Annotated in this window: 17 protein-coding genes and 1 other RNA gene; 8 read left to right on the forward strand and 10 right to left on the reverse strand. The window is 73.3% G+C overall.

Going from position 1 to position 22,228, the window contains the following annotated elements:
- Positions 1-46 precede the first annotated feature (46 nt).
- The 5 genes from ssrA to ftsE form a co-directional block, all read right to left on the reverse strand.
- Positions 47-439: a transfer-messenger RNA gene (gene ssrA, locus DEJ43_RS13535) on the reverse strand.
- Positions 440-539: 100 nt separating this feature from the next.
- Positions 540-1,079 carry an SsrA-binding protein SmpB gene (gene smpB, locus DEJ43_RS13540; protein WP_015033928.1) on the reverse strand — a complete coding sequence of 180 codons (540 nt, stop codon included), beginning with the start codon at positions 1,077-1,079 and terminating at the stop codon, positions 540-542.
- Between the two features lie 18 nt (positions 1,080-1,097).
- Complete coding sequence (locus tag DEJ43_RS13545; protein WP_015033929.1) at positions 1,098-2,285, reverse strand: S41 family peptidase; 1,188 nt, start codon at positions 2,283-2,285, stop codon at positions 1,098-1,100.
- A 78-nt stretch (positions 2,286-2,363) separates the two neighbouring features.
- Positions 2,364-3,284, reverse strand: coding sequence for a permease-like cell division protein FtsX (ftsX, locus tag DEJ43_RS13550; RefSeq protein ID WP_015033930.1), 921 nt, complete (start codon positions 3,282-3,284; stop codon positions 2,364-2,366).
- Between the two features lie 23 nt (positions 3,285-3,307).
- A complete protein-coding gene (gene ftsE / locus DEJ43_RS13555; RefSeq protein ID WP_015033931.1) occupies positions 3,308-3,997 on the reverse strand; it encodes a cell division ATP-binding protein FtsE in 690 nt (229 codons plus the stop codon).
- A gap of 235 nt (positions 3,998-4,232) precedes the next feature.
- Here ftsE and DEJ43_RS13560 point away from each other — a divergent pair, with 235 nt between their 5' ends.
- Positions 4,233-4,415 (forward strand): hypothetical protein, encoded by a 183-nt coding sequence (locus tag DEJ43_RS13560; protein WP_015033932.1) that lies wholly within the window; start codon positions 4,233-4,235, stop codon positions 4,413-4,415.
- An 88-nt stretch (positions 4,416-4,503) separates the two neighbouring features.
- Here DEJ43_RS13560 and DEJ43_RS13565 read toward each other — a convergent pair whose 3' ends face one another.
- The 4 genes from DEJ43_RS13565 to DEJ43_RS13580 form a co-directional block, all read right to left on the reverse strand.
- Positions 4,504-5,187, reverse strand: a complete 684-nt coding sequence (locus DEJ43_RS13565; protein ID WP_015033933.1) for an LPXTG cell wall anchor domain-containing protein — start codon at positions 5,185-5,187, stop codon at positions 4,504-4,506.
- A 391-nt stretch (positions 5,188-5,578) separates the two neighbouring features.
- Entirely contained in the window at positions 5,579-6,682 is a 1,104-nt protein-coding gene (gene prfB / locus DEJ43_RS13570) for a peptide chain release factor 2 (RefSeq protein ID WP_015033934.1), read from the reverse strand.
- Positions 6,683-6,711: 29 nt separating this feature from the next.
- Positions 6,712-7,950, reverse strand: a complete 1,239-nt coding sequence (locus tag DEJ43_RS13575; RefSeq protein ID WP_015033935.1) for a serine/threonine-protein kinase — start codon at positions 7,948-7,950, stop codon at positions 6,712-6,714.
- 126 nt (positions 7,951-8,076) lie between these two features.
- On the reverse strand, positions 8,077-9,828 hold the full coding sequence (locus DEJ43_RS13580; protein ID WP_015033936.1) for a serine/threonine-protein kinase: 1,752 nt from the start codon (positions 9,826-9,828) through the stop codon (positions 8,077-8,079).
- 503 nt (positions 9,829-10,331) lie between these two features.
- Here DEJ43_RS13580 and DEJ43_RS13585 point away from each other — a divergent pair.
- The 4 genes from DEJ43_RS13585 (at position 10,332) to DEJ43_RS13600 (ending at position 18,041) form a co-directional block, all read left to right on the forward strand.
- On the forward strand, positions 10,332-14,255 hold the full coding sequence (locus tag DEJ43_RS13585; protein WP_051025872.1) for an FtsK/SpoIIIE domain-containing protein: 3,924 nt from the start codon (positions 10,332-10,334) through the stop codon (positions 14,253-14,255).
- Positions 14,256-14,378: 123 nt separating this feature from the next.
- Positions 14,379-15,746, forward strand: coding sequence for an ABC transporter substrate-binding protein (locus DEJ43_RS13590; protein WP_015033938.1), 1,368 nt, complete (start codon positions 14,379-14,381; stop codon positions 15,744-15,746).
- 10 nt (positions 15,747-15,756) lie between these two features.
- Positions 15,757-17,124: a carbohydrate ABC transporter permease gene (locus DEJ43_RS13595; protein ID WP_015033939.1), complete on the forward strand. Its 1,368-nt coding sequence runs from the start codon at positions 15,757-15,759 to the stop codon at positions 17,122-17,124.
- Entirely contained in the window at positions 17,121-18,041 is a 921-nt protein-coding gene (locus tag DEJ43_RS13600) for a carbohydrate ABC transporter permease (protein WP_015033940.1), read from the forward strand. The genes DEJ43_RS13595 and DEJ43_RS13600 overlap by 4 nt, the downstream gene beginning before the upstream one ends.
- A gap of 157 nt (positions 18,042-18,198) precedes the next feature.
- On the opposite strand, the gene DEJ43_RS13605 is transcribed toward DEJ43_RS13600, so the two are convergent.
- Complete coding sequence (locus DEJ43_RS13605; RefSeq protein ID WP_041662446.1) at positions 18,199-18,798, reverse strand: TetR/AcrR family transcriptional regulator; 600 nt, start codon at positions 18,796-18,798, stop codon at positions 18,199-18,201.
- A gap of 150 nt (positions 18,799-18,948) precedes the next feature.
- Between DEJ43_RS13605 and DEJ43_RS13610 the strand changes: the two genes are divergently transcribed.
- The 3 genes from DEJ43_RS13610 to DEJ43_RS13620 all read left to right on the forward strand — a co-directional run bounded on the left by DEJ43_RS13610 (position 18,949) and on the right by DEJ43_RS13620 (position 22,158).
- Positions 18,949-19,917 (forward strand): ABC transporter permease, encoded by a 969-nt coding sequence (locus DEJ43_RS13610; protein WP_015033942.1) that lies wholly within the window; start codon positions 18,949-18,951, stop codon positions 19,915-19,917.
- Positions 19,910-20,749, forward strand: coding sequence for an ABC transporter ATP-binding protein (locus DEJ43_RS13615; RefSeq protein ID WP_015033943.1), 840 nt, complete (start codon positions 19,910-19,912; stop codon positions 20,747-20,749). The genes DEJ43_RS13610 and DEJ43_RS13615 overlap by 8 nt, the downstream gene beginning before the upstream one ends.
- 86 nt (positions 20,750-20,835) lie before the next feature.
- Positions 20,836-22,158 carry a glycosyltransferase 87 family protein gene (locus DEJ43_RS13620; protein WP_015033944.1) on the forward strand — a complete coding sequence of 441 codons (1,323 nt, stop codon included), beginning with the start codon at positions 20,836-20,838 and terminating at the stop codon, positions 22,156-22,158.
- Positions 22,159-22,228: the final 70 nt, after the last annotated feature.

Below are 22,228 nucleotides of genomic sequence, written 5' to 3' on the forward strand. Positions count from 1 at the left end.
CCACATGGGATGAGGTGTCCGGGCGGGGCGGGCCCCCTCGGACGCTCGGTGGAGATGGCGGGAATCGAACCCGCGTCCAACGGTACGGAAGCAGAGCTTCTCCGTGTGCAGTCCGCTACGAGTTTCTCAGCCCCGGAGATCACGCGGACAAGTCTCCGACGGGCTCAGTCACTGTTTGATTTCCCTCCAACCCCCGTGACCGGGGCTAGAGGTTTAGATCCCTTGATGACGCCAGGATCCGGGTCGGGACCACCCCCGGGCTGACGCTCCTCACAGAGGCTTCTTGTCGTTACCTAAAATTAGGCAGCGAGGGCGAAGCGGGAGTTATCGCTCTTGGAGTTGGCGATTATTGGTTGCGACATATGGTTTACGAGATCATTGCCGCTTCCTCGACACGCTTCCTCTGCATCGGTATCCGCTGTCGAAACCGATCATCCCCATGTTGATTTTTCAAAGTGCGCACCCCTTGCGGAGCAGGCACGGCCCATCGTACGTGACCGACGGGGGCTGTCGCCAGCGTATTACCCGCGACCGCGCCGCTACCCCGCCTGGGCCGCCCGCTGCCGGCGCTTGGCCGCCGCGATGGCCCGGTTGGTCTCGCGGGTGTCCTGCTTCTCCCGCAGCGTCTGACGCTTGTCGAACTCCTTCTTGCCCTTGGCGAGCGCGATCTCGACCTTGACCCGGCCGTTCAGGAAGTACAGCGCGAGGGGCACGATCGTGTGACCCGTCTCCTGCGACTTCGCCTCCAGCTTGTCGATCTCCTCGCGGTGCAGCAGGAGCTTGCGCTTCCGCTTCGCCGAGTGGTTCGTCCAGCTGCCCTGCATGTACTCGGGCACATGGATGCTGTGCAGCCACGCCTCATGGTTGTCGATCTGCACGAAGCCGTCGACCAGCGAGGCGCGGCCCATCCGCAGCGACTTCACCTCGGTGCCCATGAGCACCACACCGCACTCGTAGGTGTCGATGATGTGGTAGTCGTGGCGCGCCTTCTTGTTCTGCGCGATCATCTTGCGCTCGGGCGCCTTGTCCTGGTTCTTCTTGGCAGGCTTGCCCTGCACGTTCACGAGTCCCTTTGCCATAGTGCGGTCATTTTCGCACTAGGAGCCCCCTCCGAGGCCACTCAATACCGTCATCGCCCGCTCCTCCGCCCGTTTCCCGGCCGTCAGGTCCGGGGTGATGCCGCGGCCGTCCACCGCGTGACCGGCCGGGGTGCGGTAGTGGCCGACGGTCAGTTCGGCGACGGAGCCGTCCGGCAGCGTGCTGGGCATCTGGACCGACCCCTTGCCGAAGGTCCGCGAACCGACCGTGACCGCCCGGCCCCGGTCCTGCAGCGCCCCGGTGAGCAGCTCCGCCGCGCTCATCGTGCCGCCGTCGATCAGCGCCACCAGCGGCCTGCCGGTGTCGCCGCCGCCCTCGGCGTACACGGCCCGCTGCTCGCCCTCCACGTCGTACGTGGCGACCAGACCGCCGTCGAGGAAGGCGGAGGCGGCGACGGCGGCCTCCGCGACCAGGCCGCCCGCGTTGCCCCGCAGGTCCAGCAGGACACCGGCGCCGGCCGGGGCGGCCCGTACCGCGTCCCGCACCCGGGCGCCCGCGCCCTTGGTGAAGGCGGCGACCTTGATGAGCAGCGTCCCGTCGTCGAGCCGGCGGACCGTGACCGGGTCGGTGGCGAGCCGGGCCCTGCGCAGGGTCTGGGTCCAGGCGGCGCGGCCGCGCTCGACCCGGAGGGCGACGGCCGTGCCGGGCACCCCGTCGCCGCGCAGCAGGGCGACGACCTCGGAGACCGAGAGCCCGTCGACCGGGCGTCCGTCGACGGCGACGAGCCGGTCGCCGGCCCGCAGCCCGGCCCGCTCGGCGGGGCCGCCGGTCTGCACCCGGGTCACCCGGACCCGGCCCGCGGCGGCCCGGCCCGCGGAGAGGCCCACGCCCGTGTAGGCGCCGTCGAGGGCCTCCTCGAACTCGGCGTACTCCTTCTTGTCGTACACCGCGCCCCAGCGGTCCCCGCTGCGGCTGACGAACTCCTCGGCGGCCTTCTTGCCGGACTTCCCGTCGGCCATGGCCGCGGCGGCGGCCCGGCTCAGCGCCGCCCGGTCGACGGTCGTCCCGTCGGGGTCCGGGCCGCCCGCGCGCGCGGAGGCCCCCGCGGGGCCGTCGGCGGACTCCTGCCGGGGCAGTGATCCGGTCGCGGCGGCGGTGGCGAGCACTCCGGCGAAGACCAACGTCAGAACGGCCCCACGGAGCACTCCGCGGGGCCGGATACAGAAGGGTGCGGTGCCGGCCGGCATGGCGCCCACTCTAGGACAAGGCGATGGCGCCGCACGGGCTTTACCCGGACGACGCCATCCCTTCACAGGGGTGTCTTCTCACACCTTCAGGTACTTGCGCAGCGCGATGAAGGCGGCCACGGCGGGCATCAGCAGCCCGATGGCGATCACCAGGGGGAGCTTCGCGAGGACCGCGTCCCAGCCGATGAAGTTGACCAGCTGCATCTTGTCCGCGAGGGCGATGCCGTGGTCGATCAGGAAGTACCGGCCGGCCAGCAGCAGCACGCAGGCGACCGCACCGCCCAGGAGTCCGGCGAACGCGGCCTCCATGATGAACGGCATCTGGATGTAGAAACTGGACGCGCCGACGAGCCGCATGATGCCCGTCTCGCGGCGGCGGCTGAACGCCGAGACCCGGACGGTGTTCACGATCAGCATCAGCGCGATGACCAGCATCAGCCCCATGACGCCGAGGGCGGCGATGTTCATGCCGTTCATCAGGTCGAAGAGGTTCTGCAGGATGTCCCGCTGGTCCTGGACCGACTGGACGCCGTCACGCCCCGCGAAGGCGGTGGCGACGACCTTGTACTTCTCCGGGTCCTTCAGCTTCACCCGGAACGACTCGGGCATCTGGTCCGGCGTGATGACGGAGGCGATGGCGGTGTCGCCGTACTGCTCCTTGTACCGCTTGAACGCCTCGTCGGCCGACTCGTAGTAGACGGTCTCGACGATGTCCATCTTCTTCAGGTCGGCCTCGAGCTGCTCCTTCTGCTGGGCCGTGACCGCGCCCTTGCCGCACTTGCCCGTCGCCGAGGCGGCGTCGGCCTTGGTGCAGAGGTAGATGGAGACGTTGACCTTGTCGTACCAGTAGTCCTTCATCGTGCTGACCTGCTCGCGCATGAGCAGCGCACCGCCGAACAGGGCGAGCGAGAGGGCCACGGAGATGATGACGGCGAACGTCATCGTGAGATTGCGCCGGAGACCGACGCCGATCTCGGAGAGCACGAACTGAGCGCGCATGGTGTGTTCTGTCCCCTACCTGCTCAGTGCTGGTATCCGTAGACGCCGCGCGCCTGGTCACGGACGAGGCGGCCCTTCTCCAGCTCTATGACGCGCTTGCGCATCTGGTCGACGATGTTCTGGTCGTGGGTCGCCATGACGACGGTGGTCCCTGTCCTGTTGATGCGGTCGAGCAGCTTCATGATGCCGACCGAGGTCTGCGGGTCGAGGTTGCCGGTGGGCTCGTCCGCGATCAGCAGCATCGGGCGGTTGACGAAGGCGCGGGCGATGGCGACGCGCTGCTGCTCACCACCGGAGAGCTCGCCCGGCATCCGGTCCTCCTTGCCGCCGAGTCCGACCAGGTCGAGCACCTGCGGCACGGCCTTGCGGATCTCGCCGCGCGGCTTGCCGATGACCTCCTGGGCGAAGGCCACGTTCTCGGCGACGGTCTTGTTGGGGAGGAGCCGGAAGTCCTGGAAGACGGTGCCGAGCTGCCGCCGCATGTGCGGCACCTTCCAGTTGGAGAGCCGGGCCAGGTCCTTGCCGAGGACGTGCACCTGGCCGTGGCTGGCGCGCTCCTCACGGAGGAGCAGCCGCAGGAAAGTCGACTTTCCGGAGCCGGAGGAACCGACGAGGAAGACGAACTCCCCCTTCTCGATCTCCAGGGAGACATCCCGGAGCGCGGGGCGGTTCTGCTTCGGATAGGACTTGGAGACGTTGTCGAATCGGATCACGAATGCACCACGGTCGGCCGGGAGTAGGTGTGCGTGACCTTACGCGAACGGGGTAGGCCCGCGCAGTCGCGGTCCTGGCTTGCGAGGTTTATCCTTTTCGCCCTCCGGGACGGAACGGGGGGAACCCGGTGGGGCGCGCCGAAACGCCGCCGAGCTGGCACAGTGGTAGGGGGAACGTCCGGACCGCACCGGACGTTGTCCTGGGTGTGAGCCCCGTGCGGGAGGAGGAGAGCGCATGACCTATGACCGACTGGTGTGCGCCAACTGCGCGGCCCCGGTCGCCGAGGGCCGCTGCCCCGTCTGCCGCGCGAACCGGGAGCGACTGACCCCCCAGGGCCTGTCCCCCGCGATGCTGCTGACGCTGGCGATCGCCCTGCTGGCCGCGATCGCGCTGCTCGCGGCGGTCCGTACGGTCTAGCAGGGCCGCGCGACCACACGAGCCGGAACGACGACGAAGGGCCGGGGAGAAGCTCCCCGGCCCTTCGTCGTGCCTGTACGCGCCTGGATCAGACGGCGGTACGACCGCCGCCGACGAGACGCGGCAGCATGCGGAAGCCGACGCCACCGGCGATCATGGTCGCGGCGCCGATGATCAGGAACGTGGTCTCGGCCGCACCGGTCTCGGCGAGCTCCTCCTTGGCCTGACCCTGCTGCACGGGCTGCGAGCCGGCGTTGTTGGTGTCGGTGTTGCTGTTGCCGTTGTCGACGCACTCGGCGCCGTCGAGGTCGACGGTGCAGGTGCCGGCGTCGTCGGTGCTGTCGTCACCGGGGACGGTCGGCGGCTGGGTCGAGCCGGGCTTGGTGGTCTCGCCCGGGCCCGGGGCCGTGGTCGGCGGGACGGTCTCGACCGGCGGGGTCGTCACCGGCGGCTTGGTGACCGGCGGCGTGGTCACCGGCGGGGTCGTCACCGGCGGCGTGGTCACCGGCGGAGTCGTCACCGGAGGCGTCGTCACCGGCGGCGTGGTCACCGGCGGGGTCGTCACCGGCGGAGTCACCGGCGGCGTGGTCACCGGCGGAGGCGTGTCCTCACACCCGGCGGTCCCCGGGATGCACGTGGGAACCGGGGTCGGGTCTTCGTCACCGAAGGCGCCCACGGCCTGGGCCGCGCCCGCCGCCGTGAGCGACGCGCCGGCGGCGATCACCGCGCCGGCGGCGATGCGCGCGACACGGATTCGCATCTGCTTGGTCATCTGGCTGCTACCCCCAGTAGCTCATCTCGTCATGGGGCAGCGCTCGGGGCCCGGGACAGGGGCGGTGCACTGATGGACCTGCCCCCGTTCGCACGCACCCCAGAAATGCGCATGCCAGTACGTCACCCTTCCGAGTTTCCGATGAAGCGTCAAGGTCGTTGCGCGTGCGATGTCCGAAAGATCATTACTTGCCCCGCATGCGGGGATGCAACTGTGACGTAAACCCGGAACTCCGGGCCCCGTGACGCCAGTTCCCTTGTCGACAAAGCGTCCGTACGGCCCCTGTTCCGCTTGCGGCAGCGAATCCGCTCGGCGGACGGAGCCGGCCGCGCGGAACGACGACGGGCCCCGCACCGTGAGGTGCGGGGCCCGAACGTGCCGTGTGCCGGGGTTACTTCTCCTGCTGCTTGCGCCAGCGGATGCCCGCCTCCAGGAAGCCGTCGATCTCGCCGTCCAGGACGGACTGCGGGTTGCCGACCTCGAACTCCGTACGGAGGTCCTTGACCATCTGGTACGGGTGCAGGACGTACGAGCGCATCTGGTTGCCCCAGGAGCTGCCGCTGTCCTTCAGGGCGTCCATCTTGGCCCGCTCCTCCTGGCGCTGGCGCTCCAGCAGCTTGGCCTGGAGGACGTTCATCGCGCTCGCCTTGTTCTGGATCTGGGAGCGCTCGTTCTGGCAGGAGACCACGATGCCGGTCGGGAGGTGCGTGATGCGCACGGCCGAGTCGGTGGTGTTGACGCCCTGGCCGCCGGGGCCCGAGGCGCGGTAGACGTCGACGCGCAGCTCGGACTCGTCGATCTCGACGTGGTCGGAGGACTCGACGACCGGGAGGATCTCGACGCCCGCGAAGGAGGTCTGGCGACGCCCCTGGTTGTCGAAGGGCGAGATGCGGACCAGCCGGTGGGTGCCCTGCTCGACGGAGAGCGTGCCGTAGGCGTACGGCGCCTTCACCACGAAGGTGGTCGACTTGATGCCGGCCTCTTCCGCGTACGAGGTCTCGTAGACCTCGGTCGAGTAGCCGTGCCGCTCGGCCCAGCGCAGGTACATGCGCTGGAGCCGCTCGGCGAAGTCGGAGGCGTCGACGCCGCCGGCCTCGGCGCGGATGTTGACCAGTGCCTCGCGCTCGTCGTACTCGCCGGAGAGGAGGGTGCGGACCTCCATCTCGTCGAGGGCCTTGCGGACGGAGGTGAGCTCCGCCTCGGCCTCGGCGAGGGTGTCCGGGTCGTCCATCTCCTCGGCGAGCTCGAAGAGCACCGCGAGGTCGTCGATGCGCCCGCGCAGGGTCTCGGCCTTGCGGACCTCGGCCTGGAGGTGCGAAAGCTTGCTCGTGATCTTCTGCGCCGCCTCCGGGTCGTCCCACAGGGACGGGGCCGCGGCCTGCTCTTCGAGCACGGCGATGTCGGCCCTCAGCTTCTCGAGGTCCAGGACGGCCTCGATCGACCCCATGGTCGAGGAGAGGGACTTCAGCTCTTCGGATACATCGACGACTGCCACGCGTCCAGCGTAACGGCTCGCCGCCCTTCCTACGGCAGCGAGGACTGCTTGGAGTCCTGCGGCGGGCCTTCGGCGTCCCCGGAGGCCGCGAGGTAGCCGCCGGCGCCGAGCGCTCCCGCGACGACGACCGCCGCGATGGTGAGCGTGATCCGGCGCTTGCGGACCGCCCCGGCCTTGTGCCGGGCCGAGCCGGGTCTGCGGGCGCCCGCCGGGCGCGGCGCGCGGGCCGTGCCCAGGGGGCCGCCGGAGAGCTCGTCGGGCGCCGGGACCCGCATGGAGGTGTGGGTGTCGCGGTTGGAGTCGGCGGAGGCGCCGGGGACGAGCGGGACGGCGGCGCGGCGCGGGCCGGGCTCCCCGGCGCCCGTGGCGGTCGCGTACGTGTCCTCCTCGTACGGCTCCTGCGCGGGCTCGGCGTCCGGCTCGTCCACGTCGAGCGGCGGGATGCCCTTGAGCATCGGCAGGACGTCCCGGAGGCGGGTGGCGAGCTCGGAGGCGCGCAGCCGGGAGGCCGGGGCCTTCGCGAGGCACTGGACGACCAGCTGCCACAGCTCCTCGGGGATGCCGGGCAGCGGCACGACGGTCTCGGTGACGTGGCGGCGCAGGACGGCGCCGGGGTGGCCGCCGCCGAACGGGGTGAAGCCCGCGAGCAGCTCGTACAGGACGGTCGCGAGCGCGTAGATGTCGACGGCCGCGCGCGGCGGGAGGCCCTCGACGATCTCGGGGGCGAGGTAGTCGGGGGTGCCGATGATCCGGGTGGCCTTGGTGCGGCCGGGGGTGTCGATCAGTTTGGCGACGCCGAAGTCGGTGAGGAGGGCGGGGTGGGCGCCGCCGGGGCCGAGCGGGCCCTCCATGTCGAGCAGGATGTTCTCCGGCTTGACGTCCCGGTGGACGATTCCGGCCGCGTGCGCGGCGGCGAGGGCGTCGGCGACGTCGGCGACGATCGCGACGGCCGCCTCGGGGGCGAGCCGCCGCTCGCGGTCGAGGCGGGTGCGCAGGTCGGTGCCGCGGACCAGGTCCATGACGAGGGCCAGGTCGTTGCCGTCGACGACGAGGTCGCGGACCTTGACCACCCGGGGGTGGTCGAGGCCGAGCAGGGCGGTCCGCTCCTGGACGAAGCGGCCGACGAGCTCCTGGTCGGAGGCCAGGTCCTCGCGCAGCAGTTTGACGGCGACGGGCCCCTCGGGGCCCTCGCCGAGCCACACCGTTCCTGCACTGCCCCGCCCCAGGATCTGGTGGGTGGTGTAGCGGCTGCCGATGTTCCGTGCCAAGACTGCTCCCTCAGCGGCTGCGGTTCGCGTGCAAAGTTACGCGTCCGGAGCCGCCGGACGTCACTTCCGAGGGGAAATCACCCCTCGGAAGTCGATAAATCGGCAGTATTGCCGCTCCCGCCCGGGTCACTGCCCCGGCGTACCGCCGGTAGTACCCGTGGAGTCGGCGGCGTCGCCGATCGTGGAGACCCAGTCGGTCACCGTCGAGATGCCGTCGCCGATGGCCTCCCAGTAGCTCTTGCCCTCGGCGATCCAGTCCTGGAGCGGGGTGAGCTCCCAGATCAGCCAGCCCGCGACCACGAACAGCACGATCATGATCAGGCAGCCCTTGAGGCAGCCGAGGCCGGGGATCCGCACCGGGTTGGCGCTGCGCTGACGCGGCGGGCGCGGCGCCGGGGCCTGGGGCGGCGGCTGCGGCGGGGTGTACTGCTGCTGGGGCTGCGCGTACTGCTGCGGGGCGGGCGGCGGCGGCGCGTACTGCTGGGGCTGGTGCTGCTGCTGGTGCTGCGGCGGGTACGGCTGCTGCGGCCGCTGGGGGGCGGGCCGCTGCTGCTGGTACGGCGGCGGCTGCTGGCCGTACTGGCCCTGCTGGCCCTGCTGGCCCTGCCCGTACTGGCCGGGCCGCTGGTCCTGCGGGGGCTGCTGCTGCGGCTGCCGCTGGGGGCGGCGGCGCAGCGGGTCCTGAGCCGGGTCCAGGTACTGGACCTGCGTCTGCTCGTTGCGGTCGCGGACCTGGCGCAGCTGGCTCTGCCAGGGGTGCGGCTCCTCGGACTGCGCGCCCTGCCCGGACTGCGGCGGCTGCGACGGCACGGGGGGCATGACGGCCGTGGGGTCGGCGGCGCCGCCCGGACCGCTGGTCGGCATGACACTGGTGGCGCCGGCCGGGTCGTACCGCGGGGGCGTCCCGCCGCTGGGCAGGACCTGGGTCGGGTCGGCGGCGCCCGGGGTCTCCGGCACGGGCGCGGGCGCGGGGTCCGGGGCGAGGAGCGCCCCGACGCCCTCGGCCGCCTCGATCTGGGCGGGCGTGGAGTGCACGCCGATGCCCGCGGCGACCGCGCGCAGACCGCGCGCGAGGTTGACGGCGCTGGGCCGGCGCTCGGGGTCCTTGCTGAGGCAGCGCTCTATGACCGTCCACAGCGGCCCCGGGACGGTCGAGGGCCGGCGCGGCTCCTCGCTGAGGTGCCGGTGCAGGACCTCAAGGGCGGTGCCGCCGGCGAACGGGGGCCGGCCGGTGACCAGCTCGTAGAGCAGGATGCCGGCGCCGTAGATGTCGACGGCGGAGGTCTGCGGACGGCCCTCGGCGGACTCCGGCGCCACGTACGCGGGCGTGCCCACGAACTCGTGGGTGCGGGTCAGTCCCGGGGAGTCCGCGAGGCGCGCGATGCCGAAGTCGGTCAGCATCGGGTGCATCTGGCCGCCCTGCTCGGCGAGCAGGACGTTGGCCGGCTTCAGGTCGCGGTGGACGACGCCGTCGGCGTGGCTCGCGGCGAGCGCGTCGGCGATCTGGGCGGTCAGGAGGGCGGCGGCGACCGGGGTGAGCGGGCCGCTGTCCCTGATGTACCGGTGCAGGTCGGGGCCCTCGACGAGGTCCATGACGAGCGCGAGGACATCGCCCTCGACGACCAGGTCGCGGGTGCGCACGATGTTGGGGTGGGTGAGCCGGAGCAGCACGGACCGCTCGCGCAGGAAGCGCATCACGATGTCCGCGTCGTTGGCCAGCTCCTCCTTCAGGACCTTGATCGCCACGGTCTCGCCGGGCTGGCCGGGCACGGCCGCCTCGGCGCCCGCCGTCTCCCGCTGGCGGGCTCGCCAGACGGTGCCCGTGGCGCCGCGGCCGAGCGGCTCCTCGAGCAGGTACTTGCTGCCGATAGGCCGCACGTCACGCGCTCCCTGCTGATCGTGGTCCTGGGGTGATCCGGTGCTGTTCCCGGGGTCCCTGTCCTCTGTTGTGACCCGTCCGGGTGTCCGACCCACTTTAGTGCCGCCGAACGAGGGACAGACCGGTCGTCCACAGGCCGGTTTCCGAGGCCGGCGGCCGGGGTCGGTGGACCGGGCCGGTGCGGGCCGGGGCCGTCGGACCGGGCGCCGCTTCTGTCCGGAAGAAGACGCTTCCGGAGGCGGGACGGTTGCCGGGCACGTTCCGAAGGCATGCCCAACCAGGCACTTTTTCGTCCACAGCCGACCATTCAAGATCACTTCAGGCCGACCCGTGGGCGGGTTGTCGGTGGCAGGTGCGAGGATGCCTCCAGCACGTCGTGTCGAGGGGTCGGGAGCCCCACGCCGTGCCGACCTGTACCGGGCGACGCGTCCGTGCCGGGTGGGGGGAGTCACAGGGCGGTCCCCCTGCCGGGCATCTCGCGCAGAAGGGACCGCTGACGGCGATGCAGATCCGGCTGACCGTCCTCGCGCCGTACGCCGGCCATGGCGCCGGACGTGCGTGCGACGTGCTCGTCACGGCCCCCGCCGGGACGGCACTGGCCGCCGTGGCCTCGAATCTCGCCGCCGCCGTCACCGGCCCCGACACCTCCTCCTCGGGCACCACCGTGCTCTACGCGGGCGCGGAGCGGCTCGACGGCCGCCGCTGCGTCCTCGGCGAGCCCCCGCTGGTCGACGGCGCGGTCCTCTCCCTCCAGGTCCCCGGCCCCGACGAGCGGGTCGGCGAGACGGCCACCGCCCGGCTGCACGTGGTCGCGGGACCCGACGCGGGCGGAGTGCACCTGCTGCACGGCGGACCGATCAGAATCGGCCGTTCCGCCGACGCCGACGTGCCGCTCGACGACCCGGACGTCTCCCGCGCGCACTGCACGGTGACCGTCGGCGAGGACGGCCGCGTGACCGTCGCCGACCGCGGCTCCACGAACGGCACGACCCTCGACGGGGTGCCCGTCGGCGACCGCCCGGTCGGCTTCCGCCCCGGCGCGCTGCTCCGGCTCGGCGAGTCCGCCCTCCGGCTGACCGGCCCCGGCGACGACCTCGGCGGTGCGGAGACGAGGGCGACGGCCCCGGACGGCGAGGGCCATCTGCGGGTGGCGCGGCCTGGCGACCTCACGGACGCGCCGGTACGCGCCGACCGGTCGGCACCCGCCTCCGGGCCCCGCCCGGCCCCCGGAGGCCCGGTCGACGACACCACCCACGGCGGGGCGGGCGGCGTCCTGTCCGGCCGCGCCCCCGAGGACGCCCACGACGACCCGTACGGCCCCGGGCACGGGGCGGGCTCCCCCGGCCACGCGCGCGCGGGAGACCCCCACGCCACCCCCTACGACCGCGCCGACCACGACGAGCCCGGCGGCGAGGCCCACAGCCGGACCCGTACGGCCCGCGTCGAGGCCCCCGAGCCGCCGTCCGGCTCCCCGCGCGCGGGGAGCAGGCGCGGCCTCGGCGCATGGGCCCGGCGGCTCGCGGGCGGGCGCGAGGAACTCCCCGCCCCCACCGCAGGCCCCCGCACGCCCCCGGACACCCACACCGGGACGCGGACCGGCACCGGCGGGCCGGACGGCGCCGCCGCGCGCGTACCGGTGGCCGACACCTGGCCCGACCCGGCCACCGTCCTGCTCACCGCCCTCGGACCCGGCCCCCGGCTCTGGGAGCGCGGCCTGGACCACCCCGAGTCCCTGGTGGTCCGGCTCGGCACCACGGACCGCGCCGAACTCTCCGGCGTCCCCGTCACCGTCGGGCTGCGCGAGGCCGGTTCGCTCGGCCTCGCCGGCCCCGCCGACCGGCTCGCCGGCCTCGCCCGCTCCGTCGTCGCCCAGCTCGCCACCCTGCACTCCCCCTCCGACCTGGAGATCGTGCTCATCAGCGCCGACCGGAACCGCTCGCTCGACGAGCGGCGCCGGGCCTGGGGCTGGCTCGGCTGGCTCCCCCACGTCCGCCCGGCCCACGGCCAGGACTGCCGGCTGCTCCTGGCGTACGACCGCGAGCAGGCCCAGGCCCGTACGGCCGAGCTGACCCGGCGGCTCGACGACGGCCCGCTCGGCCCCGGCTGGCCCAGCGCCGACCGCGCCGCCGTCGCCGAGGCCGCCGCCCGTCACACGGGGCCGACGACCGTCGTGGTCGTGGACGGCGACCCCGGTTCGGCGGCCCTGCGCGAGACGGTGGCGCGGCTCGCCGGAGCCGGTGCCGCCGCCGGCATCCACCTGCTCTGCCTCGCCGAGGCGCCCGCCGCTTCCCCGGTCTCCCCCGTCGCCGCCACCTACGAGACGGCCTGCGCCTCCTCCCTCGCCTTCCGCGAGTGCGGGGCCGCCGCCCTCCTCAGCGGCGACGTGGCCACGGCGCTGCGGCTGCTGCGGACTTCCGGCGGCCGGGTCGCCGGCCACGGCACCGTCGGCGTGGTCGACGCGGTCTCCGTCGCCTGGGCCGACCGGTTCGGGCGCGCGCTCGCCCCGCTGCGGACGGACACGACGGCGGCGCCGGGCGCGCGCGCCGCCGCGCTCCCCCCGTCGGCCCGGCTCCTCGACGAGCTGGGGCTCGCCCGGGCCACCCCCGCCTCCCTGATGGCCCGCTGGGCCTCCGCCGGGGACGGCACGGCCGTCCTGGGCGCGGGACCGCGCGGCCCGCTCGCCGTGGACCTCACCCGCGAGGGCCCGCACCTGCTGATCGAGGGCCCTGCCGGAAGCGGACGGACGGAGCTGCTCCGCTCGATCGCCGCGTCCCTCGCGGCCGGCGGCCGCCCCGACCGGCTCGGCCTGCTCCTGGTGGACGGAGCGGGCGGCGAGCGCGGTGAGGGACTCGCGGCCTGTACGGAGCTGCCGCACGTCACCGAGCACCTGGTCGCCTCGGACCCGGTGCGGATGCGGGAGTTCGCGCAGGCGCTGGGCGCGGAGCTCAAGCGCCGGGCCGAGATCCTGGGCGACGGGCACTTCGCCGACCGCCGCGGCCCGGCCCGCGACCGGCTGATCGGCCAGCGCGCCCCGAGCGCGGCCGAGTCCGTGCCGCAGGGCGCCCGCGCGAGCGTCCGCGTCCAGGACACGGGCGACCTCACGGACCGCCCGAGCGGCCGCACCCTGCGCACCGGCGACGGCGCGATCGGCGCCCTCCCGAGCGCGCGCACCGGCCACCCGGGCGCCCCCGACCAGGGCGGTCGCCCGAGCGGCCGTATCACCTACGACCTGGACAGCCGCCCGAGCGGCCGCGTGCCGTACCCGGGAGACGCCGAACCCACGCCGCCGTACCCGGGAGACCTGAACCCCCGGCCGAGCGGACGGACCCCGTACCCCGGCGACCTCGACGACCGCGCGAGCGGACGGACCCCGTACCCCGGCGACCTCGACGGCCGCTCCAGCAGCCGCACGCCGTACCCCGGCGGCGCGGACGACCTCGGGGGGCGGTCCAGCGCCCGCACCGCCTACCCGGGAGACCTCGACGGCCGGTCGAGCAACCGCACCCCCTACCCCGGCGACCTCGACGGCAGGTCCAGCAGCCGTACCCCGTACGGCGGTGGCGCCGAGGAGTTCGGGGGACGGCCGGGCGGCCGGGGGTCGTACGCCGGCTCCGAGGAGCTGAGCAGCGGCCGCCCCAGCAGCCGCACCCTGCGCACCGGCGACGGTGACCTCACCGACCACCCCAGCGGCCGCGTACCCCGCCCCGGAACCGGCGACCTGACCGACCACCCCAGCGGGCGCGTCCCTCGTCCCGGAACCGGTGACCTCGTCGACCGTCCCAGCGGGCGCGTGGCCCGCCCCGGGACCGGCGACCTCACCGACCACCCCAGCGGGCGGGTGCCGCGGCCCGCCGGGGGCGAGCAGGCGGCCGGCCGGGGGGCCGGGTCCGTTCCGCTTCCCCGGCTCGTCGTGCTCGTCGACGACTTCGACGCGCTCGTCGCTCCCGCGCTCGGCGCCTCCGGGCGCCCCGCCGCCGGGTCCGTCGTGCGGGCCCTGGAGGCCGTCGCGCGGAACGGCGAGCGGCTCGGCGTGCACCTCGTCGCGACCTCCGCCCGCCCCGACCGGACCGCCGACACCGAGCTGGCCCACGGGGCCCGGCTGCGGATCGTGCTGGACGCGCCTCCGCTGACGGCCGGTCCTGACGTACCGGCGGCCGGGCGCGGGCGGCTCGGGCATCCGGACGGCCGGGTCACCCCGTTCCAGGCGGGTCGCGTGACCGGCCGGATCCCCCGGACGGCGACGCTCCGGCCGACGGTGGTCCCGCTGGAGTGGGAGCGGATGGGCGATCCGCCGACCCGCCGCCCGGTCCGTGAACTGGGCAACGGTCCGACGGACCTCGCTCTCCTCGCGAGCGCGCTGGACCGGGCCGCCCGCTCGGTCGAGGCGACTCCCGTGCCCCCGCTGACCCCCGCGACCCACGGCTGACGTCACGTCACGAGGGCATCACGATCGCCCTCTTGACACGGAAGGCGGTATTGCGGGGCCCGTTCACCGGGCGTAGACCTGTCGGCACGGGACAGCGAAGCGCACGGGAGAGACGGGGCAGCGATGCGTACAACTCTTCGTCCACGCAAGGCCGTGGTGACGCTCACGGCGTTCACCGCGATCACCGCACTGGCCCTCACCGCCTGTGGGGGCGGTGAGGACGACAAGGGCTCGGCGGAGCCGTCGACGGGCACGGCCGGCGCCCCCTCCCTCAAGGGCGAGAAGATCGAGGTCGCCGCCGTCTGGACCGGACCGGAGCAGGAGAACTTCACCAAGGTCCTGAAGGAGTTCGAGAAGCGCACCGGCGCCACCGTCACCTTCGTGCCCGCGCAGGACCCGATCGTGAACTTCCTCGGCACGAAGATCGCGGGCGGTTCGCCGCCCGACGTCGCGATGCTCCCGCAGGTCGGCGCGATCCAGCAGGCCGCGGCGCAGAAGTGGCTCAAGCCGGTCGGCCCCGAGGCGAAGGCCCAGCTGGCCGCGAACTACTCGCGCGGCTGGCAGGAGTTGGGCGCGGTCGACGGCACCCAGTACGGGGTGTACTTCAAGGCCGCGAACAAGTCGCTGGTCTGGTACAACAGCGCGGTCTTCGAGAACGCCGGCGCCGCCGAGCCGAAGACCTGGAAGGACTTCCTCGCCACCGCCGAGACGATCTCGGCCTCCGGCGTCACCCCGGTCTCGGTGGGCGGCGCGGACGGCTGGACCCTCACGGACTGGTTCGAGAACGTCTATCTGTCGCAGGCGGGCCCGGCCAAGTACGACCAGCTGGCGAAGCACACGATCAAGTGGACCGATCCGTCGGTGACGGCGGCCCTGACGACGCTCGCCGAGCTGTTCGGCAAGCCGGCGCTGCTCGCCGGCGGTACGAGCGGCGCGCTGCAGACGGAGTACCCGGTCTCGGTCACCCAGACCTTCACGGGCGGCGACCAGCCGAAGGGCGCGATGGTCTTCGAGGGCGACTTCGCCGCCGTCAACATCGCGCAGACCCAGGCGAAGATAGGCACGGACGCGAAGGTCTTCCCGTTCCCCGCGGTCGGCGCGGGCACGACCCCGGTGGTGACGGCCGGTGACGCGGCCGTGGCCCTGAAGGACACCAAGGGAGCGCAGGCGCTGCTCGCCTTCCTGGCCTCTCCGGACGCGGCGAAGATCTGGGCGGCCGAGGGCGGCTTCCTCTCCCCGAACAAGAACCTGGACCCGGCGGCGTACCCGAACGACGTCCAGCGCGAGATCGCCAAGGCGCTCATCGGCGCCGGTGACGGCTTCCGCTTCGACATGTCGGACCAGATGCCGCAGTCCTTCGGCGGGACGCCGGGCAAGGGCGAGTGGAAGGCGCTCCAGGACTTCCTGAAGAACCCGAAGGACATCGCCGGGACGCAGGCGCGTCTTGAGGCGGACGCGGAGAAGGCGTACCGGGCCGCGGCGAAGAGCTGAGGCCCTGGCCATGCCGAGGACTCCCGCCCCCGCCGCCACGCCCGCCTCCGCTCCCGCTCCCGGCTCCGCTCCGGCCCGCGCCCCGCTGCGCACCGGCCACCGGAGCAGGGCGGTGGCGGCGGGGTTCCTGCTCCCCGCCCTGGTGCTGCTGGGCGCGCTCGTCGTCTACCCGATCGGGTACTCCGTCCAGCGCTCGCTCTTCGACCGCTCCGGCGGCACCTTCGTCGGCCTGGACAACTACCTCGCCCTGGTCACCGACGACTCGCTGCGCACCGCCGTCCGCAACAACGTGATCTGGCTGGTCTTCGCCCCGGCGGTGGCGACCGCGCTCGGTCTCGTCTTCGCGGTGCTCACCGAACGGGTGCGCTGGGGCACGGCGTTCAAGCTGGTCGTCTTCATGCCGATGGCGATCTCGATGCTCGCCTCCGGGATCATCTTCCGGCTCGTCTACGAGCAGGACCCGGACCGGGGGATCGCCAACGCCGTCTGGGTCGGCGTCCACGACACCTTCGCCGAGTCCTCCGGCTTCCCGCGGGCCCGGCCGCTGCCCGTCCATCCGCTGAAGGCGGCGGGCGGCGGCGCGTTCGTCACCAAGGAGCCGGTGCGCGCCGGGGAGCCCGTACGGCTGCCGCTGATCGGGGTGGCGCCGGGGCAGATGCCGGAGGAGGCCCGCCCGGCGCGGGCGCCCGAGGCGGCACCGGGCACGGTCACCGGCACCGCCTGGCTGGACTTCACCCGGGGCGGCGGCGGCCGGCCGAACGCGGTCGACGGCACCGAACTGGGCCTCGCGGGGCTGCGGATCGAGGCCGTACGGGACGGGAAGGTGGTCGCCGCGACCACGGCGAAGGCCGACGGGACCTTCGCGCTGCCCGCCGACCGGGCCGACGGGGCGGTGCTCCGGCTGCCCGCGAGCAACTTCCGCGAGCAGTACAACGGCGTGGAGTGGCTGGGCCCGACGCTCGTCACCCCGGCGGTCATCGGCGCGTACGTGTGGATGTGGGCCGGGTTCGCGATGGTGCTGATCGGCGCCGGGCTCGCCGCCGTCCCGCGCGAACTCCTCGAAGCGGCGCGGGTGGACGGGGCGAACGAGTGGCAGGTGTTCCGCCGGATCACGGTGCCGCTCCTGGCGCCGGTCCTCGCGGTCGTCCTGGTCACCCTGATGATCAACGTCCTCAAGGTCTTCGACCTGGTCTTCGTCATCGCGCCGGGCTCCGCCCAGGACGACGCGAACGTGCTCGCGCTCCAGCTGTACCGCTCGTCCTTCGGTACGGACGCCGATCTCGGGGTCGGCTCGGCCATCGCCGTCCTGCTGCTGCTCCTGGTGGTCCCGGTGATGGTCCTCAACGTCCGCCGCCTGCGCCGGGAGGCCCGCCGATGAGTTCCGCCGCCACGCGCCCCCGCGCGCGTACCGAGGTCTCCGCGCCGCTCGGGGGCGCCCCTGCCGCCCGGTCGCTCGCCGCGCGGGCGGCCGCCCGGGCCGCCGGGGGCGCGGTCCGGGTCTTCCTCGTCCTTGCCGGTCTGTTCTGGCTGCTGCCGACGCTGGGGCTGTTGCTGTCCTCGCTCCGCTCGCCCTCCGACATCGCGGCGGGCGGCTGGTGGCAGGTGTTCACGGCGCCGGCGCAGCTGACGACCGAGAACTACGGCCATCTCCTCGCGAACGACACGATCACGGGTTCGCTGCTGTCCACCGTGCTGATCACCGTGCCGTCCACCCTGCTGGTCCTCGTGATCGGCTCGTTCGCCGGGTACGCGTTCGCGTGGCTGGACTTCCCGGGCCGGGACTGGTGGTTCCTGGGCGTGGTCGCCCTGCTCGTGGTGCCGGTGCAGGTCGCCCTGGTCCCGGTGTCGAAGCTCTTCGGGGCGGTGGGGCTCTTCGAGACGACGCTCGGGGTGGTCCTCTTCCACACGGCCTTCGGGCTGCCGTTCGCGATCTTCCTGCTGCGGAACTTCTTCGCGGAGATCCCGCGCGAGCTCCTTGAGGCGGCGCGGCTCGACGGGGCGGGCGAGGTGCGGCTCTTCACCCGGGTGGTGCTGCCGCTGGGCGGTCCGGCGATCGCCTCGCTGGGGATCTTCCAGTTCCTGTGGGTCTGGAACGACATGCTGATCGCGCTGATCTTCGCGGACGCGCAGTCGCCGCCGATCACGGTGGCGCTCCAGCAGCAGGTGCGGCAGTTCGGCAACAACGTCGACGTGCTGGCGCCGGGGGCGTTCGTGTCGATGGTGGTGCCGCTGGTGGTGTTCTTCGCGTTCCAGCGGCAGTTCACGACCGGGGTGATGGCGGGCGCGGTGAAGTAACGCGCCCTGCCGGAGCGTTCCTCGCTCGCGCCCCGCCGACGCGCCCTGCCGGAGCGTCCCTCGGTCGCGCCCCCGCGCCTCCGCCGACGCGCCCCGCCGACGCGCCCTGCCGGAGCGCCCCCGGGCGCGCCCCGCCGGAGCGTCCCTCGGTCGCGCCTCAGGCGCGCAGCGCCGCCACCGCCGACCGCGCGAGCTCGTCCACGTATCCCCGCGGCAGGGGCGTACGGACGACGACGAGGCGCCAGTAGAGCGGCCCGACGACCAGGTCGAGGGCGCGGCCGGGGTCGCTGCCCTCGGGGAGTTCGCCACGCTCGACGGCCTCGCGGACGATCTGGGTCATGACGCCCTGCTGGCCGTCGAGCAGCGCGGCGGTGACGGCCTCGGCGATCTCGGGGTGCCGGGCGGCCTCGACGAGCAGGTCGGGGATGACCTGCGAGGCGACCGGGTGGCGCAGGGCGTGCGAGGCGACTTCGAGGAGGGCGCGGACGTCGCCGTACAGGGAGCCGGTGGCGGGCGCCGGCAGGCCCTGGGCTGCGAAGGCGCCGACGAGGTCGAGGACGAGGGAGAGCTTGGACTTCCAGCGGCGGTAGACGGCGGTCTTGCCGACGCCCGCGCGGCGCGCGATGCCCTCGATGGACATCCGGGCGAAGCCGACGGCCGCGAGTTCCTCGAAGACGGCGGCGCGGATGGCCTCGGTCACGTCCTCGCGCAGTACGGCGGCTCCGGCGGGGGCGCGGCGGGGGGTCGGATCGCTCATGAACGGCATCCTAACCAACGGCGACACCACGGAGGCGTTACGACGATACGGTTGCGTTCCGACGTTGACGCCGCCTAGTCTCCCCGTAGCGACGATACGGACCCGTTCCATCGCCGACGATGCCCGCACCCTTCGTCGAAAGCGCGCACCTTGACCACCGAGACCCTCGCCCCGCCCCCGGCGGCACCCGAGAGCCCGTCCGGGCGCTCCGACCTCTCCAGTCGCTCCGACCTCTCCGGCCGCCACGACGGCGAGGACCTGAGCGCCCTCGCCCGGCGCCACGGCCTCACCGTCAGCGGCGCCCGCCCCTCGCTGCCCGCGTACGTGAAGCAGCTCTGGTCCCGCCGCGACTTCATCGCCACGTTCGCGACGGCCCGCCTGACCGCCCAGTACAGCCAGGCCCGCCTCGGCCAGGTCTGGCAGGTGATGACCCCGCTGCTCAACGCGGCCGTCTACTACCTGATCTTCGGCATCCTCATGGACGCCCAGCACGGCGTCCCCGACTACGTGCCCTTCCTGATCACCGGCATCTTCGTCTGGACCTTCACCGCCAACACGGTCATGGCGGGCACCCGGGCCATCAGCGGCAACCTGGGCCTGGTCCGCGCCCTGCACTTCCCGCGCGCCGGCCTGCCGCTCTCGCTGGCGCTCCAGCAGCTCCAGCAACTGCTGCTGTCGCTCGCCGCGCTGGCCGTCATCCTGTTCTGCTTCGGCGAGTTCCCCACCTGGAGCTGGCTGCTGGCCGGGCCGGCGCTGCTGCTCCAGGCCCTGTTCAACACCGGCGTCGCGTTCGTGCTCGCCCGGGTCGCGGCCCGCACCCCGGACGTCGCGCAGCTGATGCCGTTCGTGCTCCGCACCTGGATGTACGCGTCGGGCGCGATGTGGTCGATCCAGAACCTGGCGCACGGCGGCCGCTTCCCGGACGCCGTGGTGCTGGCCCTCCAGTGCAACCCGGCGGCGGTCTACATCGACCTCATGCGCTTCGCGCTGATCGAGAGCTACACCTCGGCGCAGCTGCCGCCGCACGTCTGGGCGCTCGCGGGCGGCTGGGCCCTGCTGTCCTTCGCGGGCGGCTTCATCTGGTTCTGGAAGGCGGAGGAGACGTACGGCCGTGGCTGACCCCCTGAAGACCCCCACCCCCCGCGTGGCCGACGCGCCGCGCACCCCCACCGTCGTGGTCGACGGCGTCCACGTCACGTACACCGTGAACGGCGGACCGGCCGACGGCCGGGGCGCCGCCACGGCCGCGCTGAGCCGCATGCTCCGGCGCGGCCGTACGGCCCCGGCCGGGCGGCGGGTCCACGCCGTCAAGGGCGTCAGCTTCGTCGCGTACCGCGGCGAGGCAATTGGCCTGATCGGTTCGAACGGATCTGGGAAATCCACCCTCCTGAAGGCCATCGCGGGCCTCCAGCCCGTCGAGCGGGGCCAGGTCCACACCATGGGCCAACCGTCCCTCCTCGGCGTCAACGCGGCCCTGATGAGCGATCTGACCGGCGAGCGGAACGTGATCCTGGGCGGCCTCGCGATGGGCATGAGCCGCGCGGAGGTCCGGGAGCGCTACGACGAGATCGTGGACTTCTCCGGCATCAACGAGAAGCACGACGCGATCTCCCTCCCGATGCGGACGTACTCCTCCGGGATGGGCGCCCGGCTCCGCTTCGCCATCGCCGCCGCGAAGAGCCATGACGTGCTGCTCATCGACGAGGCCCTGGCCACCGGCGACGCCCGCTTCCGCCGCCGCAGCCAGCGGCGGATCGACGAGCTGCGCGCGGAGGCGGGGACGGTCTTCCTGGTCAGCCACTCGAACTCCACCATCACGGAGACCTGCGAGCGGGCCCTGTGGCTGGAGTCGGGGACGCTGCGGATGGACGGGCCGGCGAAGGAGGTGGTCGCGGCGTACGAGGAGTTCACCGCGACGGGAGCCGGACCCGGAACCGGACCAGGGGCCTGACCGGGGGTCGGACCAGCCGGACCCGGAACCGGACCAGGGGCCGAGAAGCGGGGCAATTAAGACATTACGGTCTACAGTACGGAGGGATGACGAACGATCACCCGCAGTCACCCCCGGGAACCCGCGCCGAGCCCCCCAACCTCACCGGCTCCCCCTTCGACTCGGACACCTTCACCTCCGCCACCTTCGTCACGGTCGGCCGCGGCCCCTACCTCGCCGTCGCCTCCGTCTGGCTGCTCACCCGCGTCGGCATGGTCCTGCTCCTCATGCGCGACACCCTGGGCATCGGCGGGGTCGGCCGCGAGGTGGAGCTCTACCGGCACTGGTACGGACAGTTCGCGCAGGGCACCTTCCCGCCCGGCGACGCCACCTGGCAGTACCCGCCCGGCGCGGGGCTCGTGATCATGTCGCCGGGCCTCGTCCCCTGGCTCGGCTACGTCCAGGCGTTCGTCGCGCTCACCCTCCTCGCCGACGCCGTCGTCACCGTCGCCCTCGCCCGCGCCGACAGCGCCCGGCTCACCCACGGCACCTGGATCTGGGTCTGCGGCCTGCCGCTCCTCCTGCACCTGCCGCTCGCCCGGTACGACGTCCAGACCACCGCCCTCGCCGTCCTCGCGCTGCTCGCCGTCACCGCCCGCTCCACCGCGGCCCACCAGCTCGGCGGCGCCCTCGCGGGCATCGGCGCCATGGTCAAGGTCTGGCCCGCGCTCGCCCTCATCGGCACCCCCCGGGGCCGTACCACCCGCGAGGCCTGGACCGCCGCGGCCGTCGCGGCCCTCGCCCTCCTCGCCACCCTCGCTCTGTTCTTCTCCGACTCCCTCGGCTTCCTGCGCCAGCAGGGCAGCCGCGGCATCCAGATCGAGTCGCTCGGCGGCACCGCGCTCGCCCTCGCCAAGGCCACCGGCGCCTGGCCGGGCGGGGTCGAGTTCCGCTACGGGGCCATCGAGTACGTCGGCCCCTACGTCTCCAGCCTCGGCCACCTCGCCCTGCTGCTCACCGTCATCGCCTTCGGCTGGCTCCTCCTGTGGCGCGTCCGGGCCCGTCGCTGGACCGCCGCCACCCCGCTCGACGCGGCCCTCACCGCCGTACTGCTGTTCACCGTCACCAGCCGGGTGATCAGCCCCCAGTACATGATCTGGCTGCTCGGCCTCGCCGCCGTCTGCCTGACCTCCCGCCGCACCGTGATGCGCCCGGTGGCGCTGCTGCTGCTCCCGGCGGCGGCGCTGAGCTCGCTCGCGTACCCCGTCCTGTACGACCAGGTCGTGGCCGGCACCGCCCAGGGACTGACCGTCATGGTGCTCCGCAACGGCCTGCTCCTCGCCGCGGCCCTGCTCGCCGCCCGCCGCCTCTGGACGACGACGGTGACGACGGCGGCGACGGCGACGGCGACGGCCCCGCCCGAGTCCTGAAATCGCCTCCGTACGGGGATTCCTGACGGTTCGTCGTGTCGTACCCTCGTGCGAAGCGCCGCCGGACGTG

Source organism: Streptomyces venezuelae ATCC 10712 (assembly GCF_008639165.1).
In the GTDB taxonomy this organism is placed as follows: Bacteria; Actinomycetota; Actinomycetes; order Streptomycetales; family Streptomycetaceae; genus Streptomyces; species Streptomyces venezuelae.

What these genes read in the sequence shown, in the direction of transcription:
- smpB (WP_015033928.1), bottom strand. Translation starts at nt 1,079, where the DNA reads ATGGCAAAGGGACTCGTGAACGTGCAGGGCAAGCCTGCCAAGAAGAAC.
- DEJ43_RS13545 (WP_015033929.1), bottom strand. Translation starts at nt 2,285, where the DNA reads ATGCCGGCCGGCACCGCACCCTTCTGTATCCGGCCCCGCGGAGTGCTC.
- ftsX (WP_015033930.1), bottom strand. Translation starts at nt 3,284, where the DNA reads ATGCGCGCTCAGTTCGTGCTCTCCGAGATCGGCGTCGGTCTCCGGCGC.
- DEJ43_RS13560 (WP_015033932.1), top strand. Translation starts at nt 4,233, where the DNA reads ATGACCTATGACCGACTGGTGTGCGCCAACTGCGCGGCCCCGGTCGCC.
- DEJ43_RS13565 (WP_015033933.1), bottom strand. Translation starts at nt 5,187, where the DNA reads ATGACCAAGCAGATGCGAATCCGTGTCGCGCGCATCGCCGCCGGCGCG.
- DEJ43_RS13585 (WP_051025872.1), top strand. Translation starts at nt 10,332, where the DNA reads ATGCAGATCCGGCTGACCGTCCTCGCGCCGTACGCCGGCCATGGCGCC.
- DEJ43_RS13590 (WP_015033938.1), top strand. Translation starts at nt 14,379, where the DNA reads ATGCGTACAACTCTTCGTCCACGCAAGGCCGTGGTGACGCTCACGGCG.
- DEJ43_RS13595 (WP_015033939.1), top strand. Translation starts at nt 15,757, where the DNA reads ATGCCGAGGACTCCCGCCCCCGCCGCCACGCCCGCCTCCGCTCCCGCT.
- DEJ43_RS13600 (WP_015033940.1), top strand. Translation starts at nt 17,121, where the DNA reads ATGAGTTCCGCCGCCACGCGCCCCCGCGCGCGTACCGAGGTCTCCGCG.
- DEJ43_RS13605 (WP_041662446.1), bottom strand. Translation starts at nt 18,798, where the DNA reads ATGAGCGATCCGACCCCCCGCCGCGCCCCCGCCGGAGCCGCCGTACTG.
- DEJ43_RS13620 (WP_015033944.1), top strand. Translation starts at nt 20,836, where the DNA reads ATGACGAACGATCACCCGCAGTCACCCCCGGGAACCCGCGCCGAGCCC.